The sequence below is a fragment of the Bacillus salipaludis genome (genome assembly GCF_030938565.1).
Classification (GTDB): Bacteria; Bacillota; Bacilli; order Bacillales; family Cytobacillaceae; genus Neobacillus; species Neobacillus salipaludis_A.
This window is the reverse complement of record NZ_JAVGVR010000001.1, coordinates 4422511-4436316: the sequence shown is the minus strand read 5'-3', so window position 1 is coordinate 4436316 and position 13806 is coordinate 4422511. Positions and strand designations below refer to the sequence as shown.

Sequence of the window (13806 nt, the reverse complement as noted above, 5' to 3'; positions counted from 1 at the left end):
CCGAATACCCTAATAATTAAGATATGCCACAAAAAATTGTTCGTCTTTTGTACCAAAATGAAGCACTTTGATTCAATTTAATATTCGCTTTTTTCATTAAAGGAGTACCGCCAGCAAAACGCAGATTTACAACGTTAAGGATACTCAAACACAAAATATCCGAATCCCTCAACACTAAGGGGATAAGTTCGGTTAGGTTCGACGTTCTTTTATGTGTCATAAAGTGTCTATAAGAAATGAAATATTGCAAATTATAATTTTAAGCTTTCTGACACGCTGTTTACGGTAAATCATGGGTTTGTCAAAAAGCATGCTTTTTGACAGTAGCCACACATTTTCATTTCTGTTGTTTAAAAACGTTTGTTATGTTATTCCATAAAAGGGCCAGATTGTTAAGGAGTGTTTTAAGATAATATTGATATAATTAGAATATATATAGAACAAGGGAGTTTTCCAATTTGCTAACTAACCACTTGGATTTTCGATTAGAAGCTAAAATTAAAGAAATATATGAGCAACACAAAGTTCGCTCTGCAAAAATAGATTGGGGTTATTATGAGTTTCTGCCATGGGATAAAGCTCAAGATTTTAGAAGATTACCCTGGGATAAGAGCCAAGTTACTCTCCCTAGTGGCGTAATTATCGCTGTTGAAACAGCCTTACTTACTGAAGTTAATTTGCCTTGGTTTACTTCTCACTTGGAACAAACATTTAAAGGTAGTTTATCAGTTATCACTGACTTTGTTCATACTTGGACAGCAGAAGAAGATCAACATTCTAATCTACTTGAAAATTATTTACTTATTACACGAAACGTAGACCCTAAGCGATTACACGAACTTCACAAACAAACCGTTGAGGGTGGTTGGTCGCCTGATTTTCATACCCCTTTTGAAACAATGGTATATACAACACTTCAAGAACTTGCGACAATGGTATTTTACAACAACGTAGCCAAAGTTGCCGGTTCACACGACAAAGATTTATCTTCTCTATTAAGAAGATTGGCTAAAGATGAAATTTTACACTATGCATTCTATCGCGACGTAGTAAAATTCCATTTGCAAATAGAACCAAATTATTGCTATTACCTGGGTCATGTTCTTAAAAACTTTCAAATGCCTGGAACAGTAATGCCTGACTTTGAAGAAAGAATGGGCACTATCGCAAAAGAAGCGAATTATGGTCCTCTTGAGTATTTTGACCAGGTATTAGATGTTATTGTTGAGTACTGGGAGTTGGAAAAGATAAGACCAATTGCCCCTGAAGCTGAGAAGGCTCGCGTAGACATTATTTCTTATCGTGATAGATTAAAAAAAGTAAGAGACCGCCTAGCTAAAAATAAAAAAGGTCCCAATGAATAAACAACGGTCAAAAATATAAAATAAGTTCATGTTTTAGTATTCCAGAATAGGGCGCGATTGTGGAGCAACACAAGTAGAAAATGATTAAACTTTTTTATAAAACCGAAATTTAAATCTGCTGGATAAGAATCCATTTTGATCAAACTTTTTTCAAAATGGATTCTTTTTGTTTATCATAAAATACTGGTTTGTGAGGAATTTTTGATTAAACTTTATTTAACAGCAACACTAAGTTAGACCAATATATGTATATTCTCCTCAAAAATGCAGTTGGAGAGCTTGTAGGAACAAAGATCCTAAAAAAACAGAGTAAGTTCATTTGAAACCTCGTTACATATAAAAACACCATTCTTTCTATCATATAACAGAAAGAATAGCGTTTTTTTCATTTTGTAGATAATGATTTGCCTTAGCTTGATGGGGATGCGGTCGTACCCCAAAAAAGGCAAGAATTAAAAATGATGCTGGATTAACAGGGGAATTAGAGAATAATCAAGAATAAATAGGTTAAATGGTAAAAAAGAGGGTGCTACAATGGCTTCAAAAAAGAAATGCTCCAGGCATAAAGAAATCAAAATAGAGGCTCTTTTGACAATTGAAAATAGAACGTATATTAGTAGTTATTGTTTTTCTTGTTGGATAGACCAAAAGGAACTAGAATGATGCATTCCAATAAAATTTTCTTTGTTTTTAAGTCATGGAGAACAGTTTTCTATTTGATTATTTGTATATTTTGTTTATTAATTTTAGCGGGATCTTCTCTTATTGTGAATCAGCCCCCTATAAAATCCGGTGCTATCATTATGCTCGGCGGCGGTTGGACAGAACGAGCTAAAGAGGCAAGTATGTTATATAAGGAACATTTTGCTCCTGTTATTATCATATCGGACGGAGGAACAAGAACTAAACCATCAACGAAATCTGCAAAACAGGAAATTGAATGGCTTGAAAGTTATGGTGTTCCTAAAAAATTAATTATTCCCGAGTTTCGTGCACAAAGCACTTACGGAAATGCAGTTTACACCAAAGACATTATGCATAAGTATAACTTCCAATCAGCCATAGTAGCTTCATCCTCTTACCACATGAGAAGAGTAAAATATATTTTTGATAAGGTATATTATAACTCGGTATAAGATTAACTTACTGCGCCGCGTTTGTTCCGGAATATACCACATATTTTTGGTGGGATAGTCTTGCCGGTTGGAATCATATGATATCTGAGTGTATAAAACTTGTAGGATACTGGGTTCATTATGGAATATTAAATAAAAACCGATGACATCGCGTAAATTAATATTAAAATTATGTGCTCTTTTCTTAAGAAAAACAACAACTTTAAAGAGTTCGTTTATAAACGAAGGCAAAAAAATCTCTACAACGATTAGCACTACCTTCTTGTCTCTTTTTTAATTTTCCTTTCCTTTTCTTTTCGCTATTGGCGTAAAAATGGGATTAAAATGTCTGGTACGTATGAAAAAGCCGATCCAAAGTCCTCCGATAGCAGAAATAAATTCCTTTTCTCTAAATATTACTATGGATCGTCATTTGTCCCGGTGGCATCCCCTTTTCTTGTTCAACTAAATGGTAGATTAGTTTGAATTAAATTATTTTCCGAGGGTAATCCTAAACAAAAATATGGGAAAAGGGAGATTAATAATGGATACTTTAAATCCAATGGATGTTATAAAACCAATTGATTTTAGTTCAAAAGCATTTGACGAGAACCAACCATTAACATCCGTTGAAATGGGAAAACTTTGGGCGACTTATGTGGGAAACAGTATGTCCTTTCAAATTTTAAGTTATTTTCTTCAACATTGCGAGGAGGAAAATATAAAGAAACTATTAGAAAATGGTTTAGACTTATCAAAGGACTTTATGAAGAAAATAGAAGAAATTTTTAAAAAAGATAATTTCCCTATACCTGTAGGATTTACTAAGGAGGATGTAAATCTTGGTGCCCCGCGTTTATACGAAGATGAATTTTATGTTCATTATTTAAAATATGTGGCTAAGGCAGGGCTTAGCCTTTACGCAGTAGCAGTTCCAATACAAATGAGGGAGGATATAAGAGAATTTTTTATTTATCTTAATAATTGTGTAGCGATCCTTTTAGGGCAAATTAATAATGTATTAGCTGTAAAAAGGTATATCGCAAAACCTCCTATTATTCCAACACCAGAAACAGTTGATTTTATTCAAAAACAAAGTTACTTAAATGGTTTTGTTGGAGATGTCCGACCTTTACATGCATTAGAGATTACTCATCTTTATGATAACATTGAGAATAACACAGCAAGTAAGGCATTATTATTGGGATTTTATCAGACAGTTAGAGATGAAAAGATAAAGGCGTTATTTAAACGTGGATTAGACATGACTAATAAGTCAATTAAGCAGTATATGGAAAAACTTCAGACAGAACACCTGCAATCACCGTCATACATTGACCATTTAGTTACAACATCTACATATCCACCTTTTTCAGATAAAATAATGTTATTTCATAAAGTGGACATGTTCTCAATGAAGATAAGGGCTTTTGGGAACTCACTTGCGGTAAATGGAAGAAGGGATATGGGATTTTTGTACGGGAAGAAATCTCATAAATATTACTTTATTTATCGATGACGCTACAAATATCATGATTGAAAAAGGGTGGTTGGAATCACCGCCAAAAGCATTTGACAGAGTTTAATTATTACTAATTCGTTTATTTTATGGTTTAATTATTTATTTTTGATTGTAATATGGGAAGATGCTTATACATGCAATCGCCTTTTTGAGCTTACTTTTAATAAACAGATTGTGAAAAATTGTACTTAAAGTAACGGGTGCAAGAGTTAAAGATTGGGATGGCTGCGGCGGTCCCTTTTTTGTTCGACTAACGTGGCAGGTTGGTTTAAGAAGCTATGTGGGAAATTATGTATTAATAAAATTATGAAAATGTTATAATTAAAAATGTAAACTAATTGGAATTTACAAAAAAAGCCCATAGGGATGTGTTAATTGTGAAGAAATTAATTATAGGACTTAGTATCGTGGTGGTCGCTTTTCTAATTTCAATGTTTTCAAGCAATTACACTTTATTATATAAAATTACAGGGGCTGTGGGAATTATCTCACTGATAGTAGGAGCTTTGTTATCTGGAGCATTCTTGGATGGGGATAGGTTGGGTAGAAATCTACAATCTGAATCAAAAGAAGATAGAAAACAAAGATTTTCACAAACTAATTGTATATTGTTAATAGGATTACCTAATTTATTAATTGCAGCGGTTTGCTTTTTTCTAATGAAATAAATGAATAACAGTAACCAACTTCCTATTGTTTGTTAAACTAACGTGGGCAAGAGTTGTAGATCAAGCTGTCATTGTGGCAGCTTTTTCTTATTGCACTAATGGGGCAGTTTAGCACAAGAAGAGAACTTCAACAACAGAAATAAAAAAAGACAGTTTATCCGTCTCTTCTGGTTAATTTATAGATGCTTTTTCATTGTTTCGTTCTTTAAAAAAATGATATTTTATTTTATCTATGCTTCTCCAATCCCCATTGCCAATAACAATAAGAAAAATAGAATTAATGTGGCACTATTTAGAACTACGCCAATAATGATACTTGTAAGTTTTCTCGATAGGATCGCAACAATAACTCCTACTATCGATAGGATACTGATTACCAACAGGAAAATGCCTGGATATTTGTTAGTTTCATTGATGAAGAAAGACAATAATATACAGATACCAACCATTAATAATGAAAGTCGTCCATATTTATTCACTTAAGTTCCTCCATTAATTTATTATTCTAATGTTATTACACATTAAATTTTGTAAAAAATTGTAATTAAACCCCATCCCTTAATCTTCAACTACCATGAAAACTAACTTCTGAAATGCTGAAAAATAGCATGGGCTTTTTATTTTGAAGTTTTCTTAACGTTGTAAAACCTTCGTTAAATTTTCTTATTATGTTCAAAGTTTTTTAAAAATTAAAGAGTAAATTAATAGTTGTGAAGTTACTTTTTATTTGAAGGAGAGATACCATTGAAAGTTAAATCAAGTTTAATTGCTCCTGTAATAGCAGCATCTTTATTAGCACCAGCAGTTGGAACTGTCATCGCCCATCCTACAACCGATTCTGCAAAAACAGCAGTATCTGTCCAAAAAGAACATCATAAAAAATGGCACCATAAATGGGAAAAGGGCGAAAAGAAAAAAGAACTCACAAACGTAATCAATAAATACGCCACACCACAGTTAAAGACTCAATTAACAAAGGATATGGCTACTCGTCAAAGCTTACTAAAACAACTGCGCCAGACACCTGGATTCAAAAAGGATGAGGCCAAAGAAAAGCAGAAAAAACAAGAGTTTTACAAAGCACACAAAAAAGAAATTGACTCCATTAAACAACAACTGAAAGACGGCAAACTTACAAAACAACAAGCACGTTCAAAATTCGAAGCTCTGTTTGGAAAAGAACGTGAACATTTTAAAGGTAAAGAAGAAAACGAAAAAGGCGTCTATAAGCAACTAAAAACAGCTATTAAAGATAAAAACAAAAAAGAAATTAATGCTGCATTGAAAAAATTTGATCAAGAATTAGAAAAGTCGATTAAAGAATTACAAAAAGAGATTAAAGCAGATAAATAACATTGCATTCTAAGTCCTTGCCGTAAATGGCAGGGGCTTTATTGTTCTACCATGATTTTAATATTTTTTTATAATAATTTGTACAAGCATTTCATCACAAGAGTGGCTGAGATGTCACTCTTTTTTTCTGCAGTAAGTTTGTAGGTTGCATTCAGTTCTTTAAGTATCAAATCGGTGTTTTTATTTAATCTCTTATCATTTTAAAATATTGGTTGTCTCGTTATCTTGGCTTCTTCATACAAAACCTAAAAAAGATTAGCGGAAAGTATTTTGTGAAATGTTTCACTTAAACTAACGTGGCAGGTTAGTGGAATAAGTTTTGGGGAAATTTTCTTGAAGCAATAAGGTTAACGTTCATGCTAAGATTCACAGGAGGTTTTTTTTTGAGAATACAAAAATGTAATAATTGTAGGAATCAATTTACATGGAAAGAAATTCAAAATGCATCTGGTTGGGGATATAAGAAATTAGTTTGTAAAAAATGTGGTTTGGAACACCTGATTACTTTTCAATCAAGGTTTTTACCACGTCTGATATATGCAGTATTAATTTTTTCTAACTTATTTCTCAGTAATGTTCCTTATGCTTTACATCAAACGTATTTTGGATTGGCTTTATTATTAATTTTTATTAATGTGTTGATTTTTCCTTACTATGCAAAATATAAAGCTGTTTAAAAGCATAAATAAATATATTCTTATTCAAGTAACGAGTGCTTGAGTTGAACAAAAGGGTCGCTGCTGCGGCTTTTTTTTGTTTCACTAACGGGAGTGGAAGAAGAGAAATAAAAACAATATCTCCTTTATATCCAATTTGACTAGAAATCAAAAATTCCACTAATTCTTTTTTGATAAGAATTAGTTGTGCAAAATCAAAAATAACTTCAAAGTATGCACCAACAATACACATCAATAAGCCATCTTCATGATATGATCAACACTTACCCCCGGCTTTACAAAGGGATATAGTGCAGGCCTATGTGATTTTAATTACTTTTGACAATGAATAAAGCGTATCCTGGTATTAGGATACGCTCAAGGGTGCTCACCCCACCCGTAGTTGTTTCAATTGTAAAAGATCCATTAAAACTTCTTCATTTACTTCCTCTTTAAAATCTGCAGGAAAATCTAATGAAATACCTTTTCGACTAGCTACTGAAATAATTAATCCTAATTCATAGTACATCTTTTTACTTAATATTCCTTCTTCTACATTATGTAAAATTTCTTTATAGAATCGAATGAGAAACTCAATTGGTAAATTTTCATAAAAATCCATTATTTATTCACCCTTTCAGGAAAACGCTTACAAATAAAGTATATCATAGTTTTTGTTTGGGGTTCTGAATAAGCTGAATATTTAATTTAATTCTAATCTTGGATTACCAAATGGGAATATCCATATGGATTGGCAGGGCTACCGATATATCTAATACATCTTTTGCGTCCTACATATCGGCCAAATCCGTCGAAGTTTCATCTTTATAAGATATATCTAATATGTTCGTAATAGGTTGATTGAAGGCAACGGTAATGCTTTTTCTTATTGCAGTAACGTGGCAGGATTGTTAATAAAATGCTATATGTTTCATTTTGAAATCTTGGGTAAAATAATATTGGCATTGGAAATACTATAATAACTGGAAGGTATGTTCTTATGTTTCATATTACCGAAAGTTTAATCTGGGCAGTATTAGTTGGTGTAAAAGGATATTGGAAAAATTGGAGTACATATCAAAGCACAATTCTTTATGTAATTGTTGCGATTTAATATATAATTTTCTTACATATAATTATCAGTTGTGGGAATATACGGATAAAAACATGGTTTTTCCTAATACAGCATTCATAATTTATATGTAATGTTTTTTCTTCACCCTTGGTTTATAGTTGAATTTATACAATTAAAATTACGCATTATCAAAGATGAACATGGTTGGTCTCTATTGTATTCCATACCATTTGATATACTGGCTTATTAATTCTTAATTTTGCACCACAAAAGACCATTTTTGACTTACTTACTATCTTTTTTGCGGTTATCTTCCTTGTGTGGTATTTCCATGATCCAGTTCTAAATGAAAAATGACGATATTTAAAAATAGTAGGGATTTTAGTTTGTTGAAAAACTCTACTTATAGTAATGGGGTGTGATTGTTAAAGAGTGACAATCGCTTTTTCATTAAAGGAGCAGGAAGGTTTAGCAATAATAAATGGATTCATTTGTAAAATAGAGCAAAGATAATAATAAATTATCTTTGCTCTATTTTTTTAAACCTTGTTATTATAAACCAACATATTATTGCCAATAGCCAATAGATAGGGAATGAATAAATGTTTTTCCAAGTAATCTCTTGATATATATTAAAAAATTCCAAAAATTGTTCAGCTACAAATGCAAGGAATGCAGATTGAAACCCTGATATGAGAAAGAATTTTTTAAAGTTATCTCCCCAACGTTGATAAATTAACATAAACGGGATAATTACTATACCTATATCGTAAGGGTATAACTGTGGAAATAGGTAAGGTGTTAAACGTATAGGATATGTCCATGCCATTGCGTTACTCCCTATGGAGTCAAGAATAATAGCAGAAACTCCATAAAATAAGCCGTAAGCAGTAACCTCAGTAATTCTTATTTTATTGATAAAAATCCAATAAAATATGGGGGATAAAATACTAAGTATGACTAAGAGCCACCATTGCCATGTATAAAGATTATGTTCTCTCCAAAAATCTTGAATTGTATTATAAAAAGTTTTTTCGATTTGTATTAATTCGTCAATAGGAATTGTGCTTGACAATAAATACTCATATAAATTCAATGATACTATGTTCATTTATAAACACCCTATTTTACATATATATAATTATGTTTTACAAAACATTGATAATGTATCCGCTATTGAACTAATCGGGTGGCATTACTGAAACAAAGGTAATGCTTTTTCTTATTGAAGTAACGGGGCAGGTTTGTTAAATAACCATTGAAACAAGCTGTTCAATAATACCCCTGGTAAAACAATAACACATGAGCTTTCAAGACTGGAACATGTGTCAGTTATTATCACTACTGAGTACACCTTTTTCAATGGTGACGTAAAATGGTGTGGAAGTTTTTTTGTTTTTCCCATGTGAAAATAGGTATCATGATGTTCTATATTTTTTCTTTACTCTCTTCACAATCAATATTAGAAAAAAGAGTAAAGGAATGTATCCATAATCTATTAAAAATCCTATTTTCCCCAGGTAGCTAGTTACCGTATTAATTTGTTGCCTTGTCCTTAAAAAATTAATGATAATTAATACAATCATAGATATCATAAGTACCCCATATTTTTGCTTCAAGTTGGTCACCTTTTTTATAATACGGCTGGCACACCAAAAGGAAATACAAAAATTAGGAAGAAGGACAATAGTCCAAGTGGCAATGCCAATGTATTCAAATCTCTCAACAAAAGGCATCTCTACTATTTTCCACATCGTTAAGGTTGGCCATATGTTTTTTTGCAACTGTCCTTCAGAAAAATAAGCAAAGGTTAAAATCGTAAGAAATGTATAGGCAATCGTAGCAAGAAGAACAGCCACATGGGCCCATTTTTTTGATTTTTTCGGTTCTTTGATAAATGGATAAAAAAACAAAAGTATCAAAGAGCCAGAATAGGTAAAGGACATTTGATAAGATGCTTTAACCAGATCCTTTATAGAGTGGTCAAAAATTGGAAGAAGGTTCTTGAAATCCGCATAAGGTAGCGTAAATAGAAAAGTGAAAACTAAATAAGCAGGAAGAACAAATCCAAAAAACGCAACACCTGTTATGGTTCTAATCCCTCCAAAAACGACATAAGTACCTAAGCAACAAAAAGCTAGAGAATACCAAAAAGTACTAAGATCAGGAAACATCCACACTTGAATGACCTCTATAAAATTCCTAAGAACAGTGACAGCACTAACAAGAAAATAGATAACAAATAGCAGGGATATGAATTTGCCCATTTTATTGCCAAATGTGACGGTATGGGCTATCATTATATCGCCATCTGCTGTTTCGGCGATTTTGTACATCATCCATAGAATCATATGGATGCTTAAACCGGAAATTATAACGGCAATCCATGCATCGTATCCTGCAGTTAATGCGATAATAGGCTGGAAGCCAAGAACCCCTATTCCAACTTGCATCTTATGGATCAGAAAAAAAACTAAAAAAGACGATATTTTTGCTTTTTCAGGCACTATTTGTTCCATTAACCCTTCCTCCGGTTCTTATGTCCATCACTTTTTTGCTTTTTATTCATGTGAAAATATCATATTTAGGATTTTATGCCCTTGAAGCTTATAATCATTGAGGTTAATTGCTTTAATAAGAGTAATCTTAAGGTCCAACATTCACGGTATAGATTAAAAAAGGAGTTAAGGAAGGTAAATCTTAATAAGTATGTCTATATTTATCTTTTCCTTATATGGAATAATTATGAATCATGCTGTTGTATAATGGGTCACTTATGTAGGTAGATGAAATTTTATGATAAAGGAAATCATTTGCAAGTTACATTGATGAGTCTTAATGTTGGTGAAGACACCGGTTTGGAAATTCATCCTAACGTTTACCAATTCTTATGGATTGAACAAGGTCAAGGGGTTGTGCAAATGGGCAAGAGAAAAGATAATTTACACTTTGTTCAAAAGGTTTATGATGATTCGGCCATCATGATACCTGCTGGAACATGGCATAATGTAACCAATACAGGTAATATCCCTTTTAAACTTTATTCTATATATGCACCTCCTCAACATCCATTTGGCACGGTTCATGTAACTAAAGCAGATGCCTTGGCTACGGAACACCGTTCTACCTTTGATATGCACTATGCAGATTCAAAAAAGTATTCAAATAGGATTCAAACTAATAATATAAAAATCGTTAAAACTCGCTTTTCTAAAGAAGAAGCAGCAGCGGTAGCTTTACTTTTAAGTATTGACTTTGATAAAAGTAAGTTTGATTTAGATGAGATTTGGATGGGAGTGAATACTGAACTTGAGCATGGAAAACAGTCCAGCCAAACAAATGTTACTGGAGATGATCCTATTATTACTGGAAAAACTGCCCTAGCTCATCTTAATGAATTTCCTGATTATTATAAAAGGCTAAAAGTACTTGAGGATGAAGCAAAAGCATTGGAACAAATGATATACACACACTCCAGAAAACCCATATTGAATTAAACTTTAAGAACCATCCTGTTTTTCAGGTTGGTATACTTTTGCAATGAAGGAATTCTGGATAGAGTTAACTTAGAACATACCTCTTAAGTGGACCAATCGAGACTATTGTTTGTGAAGAAATTCACTTAAACTAACGGGTGCAAGAGTTAAAGAAGGGACCGCTGTGGCGATCCCTTTTTGTGCGACGGGCAGTCGCATGGAGTGTTGATCTAGTCGACACTCTTCTTTTCATTATCTGACAGAGACGTCATCTCGGTGAAACGACTGGTTGATGATGATGATACTGAATCCCAGATGGTGAAAGTCCATCTCCGAGGAGACTGACCTAGCTCGGGAAGCTTAATCTAGGGCAATACCGTGAGGTATTGTCTGAAGGAGATGCGGTAAGTCGAGAGACCCGTAGGCAACTAGATAGACCCTAATGCAATAAGTGTGAAGCACGGCGGCGGGATAAGTTGGCGACTCTTCGAAAAGTGAGGAAGCCCGCTAAAGGGGCATTTTCTTTAGAAGTCAGAGCGAGAAAATGTGACTTATAACGTGGTGGTGCAGGGTATGTCTAGAAGGGAAATGCGATAACCCCGTGAGGTCTCCACCTTACCAAACAGGCAGGGTTCTAGTCTATAAGGGTAATCCGAAATGACGAGGAACGGGTGGAGAAGTCAGACGTTCTCAGAGTACGGAAGTAATTCGATGACCATAACATCGAGTGAACGGAAGGGGAACGACCTATGGCTCCAAGCCATTAACTAGGTGTAATGTAAGCAATCATGTTACTGCGGTAAAACCGTTTGAATGTACATCAAGGAAAGGCGTGGAATACGCAATGAATCAAGAGTGGAAGTTTAAATTACACAGTGTATATGGGCAGATATTGTTTGACCGAAAATTAACCCAAAGCTTCGAACAAGTTAAAGCAAACAAAGGGGCAGGAGGAATCGACGGAGAAACAATTGAAAGTTATGATGCCAAATTACAAGAAAACATCATGGAACTTCTAAACAAATTGAGAGCAAAGACTTACCAAGCTCAACCAGTCAGAAGAGTATACATACCAAAGAAGAATGGAAAGAAACGTCCTTTAGGTATTCCAACTATCGGGGACCGCATAGTTCAACAAAGTATTGTAAATGTACTACAGCCAAAATTTGAAGATTTGTTGTTTCATAACTGGTCGGTTGGATACAGACCGAATCGAGGGGTACAAAGGGCCCTGCAAATAATCCTCTGGAATATTGAACAAGGATATAACCATATTTACGATTGTGATATAAAAGGTTTCTTTGACAATATACCCCATAATAAACTGATTGGGGTTTTAAAGAAATATGTGTCAGACCGTACGGTCCTGAGTTTGGTTGAACAATGGTTAAAGGCTGGGCACATGGAAGAGGGGAAACTTATCCATTCTGACTATGGCACACCTCAAGGCGGCGTCATCTCACCACTACTTGCAAATGTATACCTTAATGAACTTGACTGGGAGTGGGACTTGAATGGTATTCGATTTGTCAGATATGCAGATGATTTCTTGTTATTTGCTAAATCAAACGAAGAAATCAAGAAGGCGGCTACCTTAACTAAGAATAAGTTAGCTGAGTTGGGACTGGAAATCTCTAAAGAGAAGACCAGAGTTGTCAACTTTGATAAGGACGACTTTGACTTTTTAGGGTTCACATTCCATCATTGGACAAAGAGAAGGAAAGATAATAAACCCTTCTTTAATGTTACACCAAAGGAAGAATCCATCAGGGATTTTCGATTGAAAATCAAGGAAAAGACTAGGAAATCCCTAACTCTTAGCAAAGAAGAATGGATAAATCGGGTAAATCCTATTATTAGAGGTAAGGTAAATTACTATGTGACTATTATCAAAGCGGTAAAAGCAAACGAAGAATACGGACAAAAGAGTCACTGTAGAACCCGATGGATAAGGAAAATTCTTGAGCGAATTGATGGATATATAAGAAAAAGACTGCGTGTTGCGTTAATCCATAAGCACCCAACCCAAAGAAAAGGTATGAGAATGAATACCCTTTGGAATAACGAATTCTTTTTAAAGATTAAACTAATCCCATCCTATTGGCTTTATCTAAATAAAGCCTACGGATACACTATAGAACAATACCTAAGCGATATGAGTAAATCTGCAAAAAGAAGATTCCAATACAAAGTCAAAAGAGCAAAAGAAAAAGGTGAGGAATATTTTACCCCTCATCGCTTACAAAAGATGCAAAATGCCTGGAATGCATCCTCTTGATAAACATTGTAACATTTGGTAAGCCGTATGCCTTAATAGGGCACGTACGGTTTGATAAGGGGGAAGCCTCGAGAGAGGTTTCCCTACTTTCTCATTGCCGTTATTGAACTGATATGAACGAAACTGTCAACCCACCACACCCAAATGTTTTTATTTAGCGTTTTATTCAGTATGAATAGAGTTATTCCTTGTTCAACTTATAGACCAAATATCCTTTCGGATCTAGCTTGTCAAGGGCGCACTTTCCCTTGATAAGCTAAATCCGAAAGGGATACAATACAGAAAGTTGAACAGGATAA

12 protein-coding genes and 2 pseudogenes are annotated in these 13806 nt (G+C 33.7%); 9 read left to right on the top strand and 5 right to left on the bottom strand.

The features are described 5' to 3' along the window. Nucleotides 1-458 precede the first annotated feature (458 nt). The 4 genes and pseudogenes from RCG21_RS21910 (at nt 459) to RCG21_RS21895 (ending at nt 4669) form a co-directional block, all read left to right on the top strand. A complete protein-coding gene (locus RCG21_RS21910) occupies nt 459-1364 on the top strand; it encodes an acyl-ACP desaturase (protein ID WP_308913775.1) in 906 nt (301 codons plus the stop codon). A gap of 659 nt (nt 1365-2023) precedes the next feature. Further along, on the top strand, nt 2024-2500 hold the full coding sequence (locus RCG21_RS21905; protein ID WP_133340455.1) for a YdcF family protein: 477 nt from the start codon (nt 2024-2026) through the stop codon (nt 2498-2500). Nucleotides 2501-3041: 541 nt separating this feature from the next. Beyond that, a pseudogene (locus tag RCG21_RS21900) lies at nt 3042-4065 on the top strand (DUF3231 family protein). A 313-nt stretch (nt 4066-4378) separates the two neighbouring features. Beyond that, entirely contained in the window at nt 4379-4669 is a 291-nt protein-coding gene (locus RCG21_RS21895; protein WP_133340721.1) for a DUF5316 domain-containing protein, read from the top strand. A gap of 230 nt (nt 4670-4899) precedes the next feature. Here RCG21_RS21895 and RCG21_RS21890 read toward each other — a convergent pair whose 3' ends face one another. Next, nucleotides 4900-5148: a hypothetical protein gene (locus tag RCG21_RS21890; protein WP_308913774.1), complete on the bottom strand. Its 249-nt coding sequence runs from the start codon at nt 5146-5148 to the stop codon at nt 4900-4902. 265 nt (nt 5149-5413) lie between these two features. Here RCG21_RS21890 and RCG21_RS21885 point away from each other — a divergent pair, with 265 nt between their 5' ends. Then, nucleotides 5414-6022 carry a hypothetical protein gene (locus tag RCG21_RS21885; RefSeq protein ID WP_133340717.1) on the top strand — a complete coding sequence of 203 codons (609 nt, stop codon included), beginning with the start codon at nt 5414-5416 and terminating at the stop codon, nt 6020-6022. A gap of 356 nt (nt 6023-6378) precedes the next feature. Beyond that, nucleotides 6379-6699, top strand: a complete 321-nt coding sequence (locus RCG21_RS33645; protein ID WP_133340599.1) for a TIGR04104 family putative zinc finger protein — start codon at nt 6379-6381, stop codon at nt 6697-6699. Here the strand turns inward: RCG21_RS33645 and RCG21_RS21880 are convergent. The 4 genes from RCG21_RS21880 to RCG21_RS21865 all read right to left on the bottom strand — a co-directional run bounded on the left by RCG21_RS21880 (nt 6653) and on the right by RCG21_RS21865 (nt 10272). Next, the gene (locus tag RCG21_RS21880; RefSeq protein ID WP_308913773.1) at nt 6653-6931 is read right to left on the bottom strand and encodes a hypothetical protein; all 279 of its coding nucleotides are present in this window, start codon (nt 6929-6931) and stop codon (nt 6653-6655) included. The two genes, RCG21_RS33645 and RCG21_RS21880, sit on opposite strands and share 47 nt — an antisense overlap. Nucleotides 6932-7066: 135 nt before the next feature. Then, complete coding sequence (locus RCG21_RS21875) at nt 7067-7300, bottom strand: hypothetical protein (RefSeq protein ID WP_133340597.1); 234 nt, start codon at nt 7298-7300, stop codon at nt 7067-7069. Nucleotides 7301-8273: 973 nt separating this feature from the next. Continuing rightward, on the bottom strand, nt 8274-8864 hold the full coding sequence (locus tag RCG21_RS21870) for a CBO0543 family protein (RefSeq protein ID WP_133340595.1): 591 nt from the start codon (nt 8862-8864) through the stop codon (nt 8274-8276). Between the two features lie 307 nt (nt 8865-9171). After that, nucleotides 9172-10272: a GerAB/ArcD/ProY family transporter gene (locus tag RCG21_RS21865; protein ID WP_133340593.1), complete on the bottom strand. Its 1101-nt coding sequence runs from the start codon at nt 10270-10272 to the stop codon at nt 9172-9174. A gap of 285 nt (nt 10273-10557) precedes the next feature. Here RCG21_RS21865 and RCG21_RS21860 point away from each other — a divergent pair. From RCG21_RS21860 to ltrA, 3 genes and pseudogenes are all read left to right on the top strand, one after another. Next, a pseudogene (locus tag RCG21_RS21860) lies at nt 10558-10869 on the top strand (cupin domain-containing protein); the annotation flags it as partial. 18 nt (nt 10870-10887) lie between these two features. Then, complete coding sequence (locus tag RCG21_RS21855; RefSeq protein WP_235824983.1) at nt 10888-11250, top strand: DUF5661 family protein; 363 nt, start codon at nt 10888-10890, stop codon at nt 11248-11250. Nucleotides 11251-12073: 823 nt separating this feature from the next. Beyond that, nucleotides 12074-13507, top strand: coding sequence for a group II intron reverse transcriptase/maturase (ltrA, locus tag RCG21_RS21850; protein ID WP_133340727.1), 1434 nt, complete (start codon nt 12074-12076; stop codon nt 13505-13507). The last annotated feature ends 299 nt before the right edge of the window (nt 13508-13806 follow it).

What these genes read in the sequence shown, in the direction of transcription:
- RCG21_RS21905 (WP_133340455.1), top strand. Translation starts at nt 2,024, where the DNA reads ATGATGCATTCCAATAAAATTTTCTTTGTTTTTAAGTCATGGAGAACA.
- RCG21_RS33645 (WP_133340599.1), top strand. Translation starts at nt 6,379, where the DNA reads ATGCTAAGATTCACAGGAGGTTTTTTTTTGAGAATACAAAAATGTAAT.
- RCG21_RS21880 (WP_308913773.1), bottom strand. Translation starts at nt 6,931, where the DNA reads ATGTGTATTGTTGGTGCATACTTTGAAGTTATTTTTGATTTTGCACAA.
- RCG21_RS21875 (WP_133340597.1), bottom strand. Translation starts at nt 7,300, where the DNA reads ATGGATTTTTATGAAAATTTACCAATTGAGTTTCTCATTCGATTCTAT.
- RCG21_RS21870 (WP_133340595.1), bottom strand. Translation starts at nt 8,864, where the DNA reads ATGAACATAGTATCATTGAATTTATATGAGTATTTATTGTCAAGCACA.
- RCG21_RS21865 (WP_133340593.1), bottom strand. Translation starts at nt 10,272, where the DNA reads ATGGAACAAATAGTGCCTGAAAAAGCAAAAATATCGTCTTTTTTAGTT.
- RCG21_RS21855 (WP_235824983.1), top strand. Translation starts at nt 10,888, where the DNA reads ATGCACTATGCAGATTCAAAAAAGTATTCAAATAGGATTCAAACTAAT.
- ltrA (WP_133340727.1), top strand. Translation starts at nt 12,074, where the DNA reads ATGAATCAAGAGTGGAAGTTTAAATTACACAGTGTATATGGGCAGATA.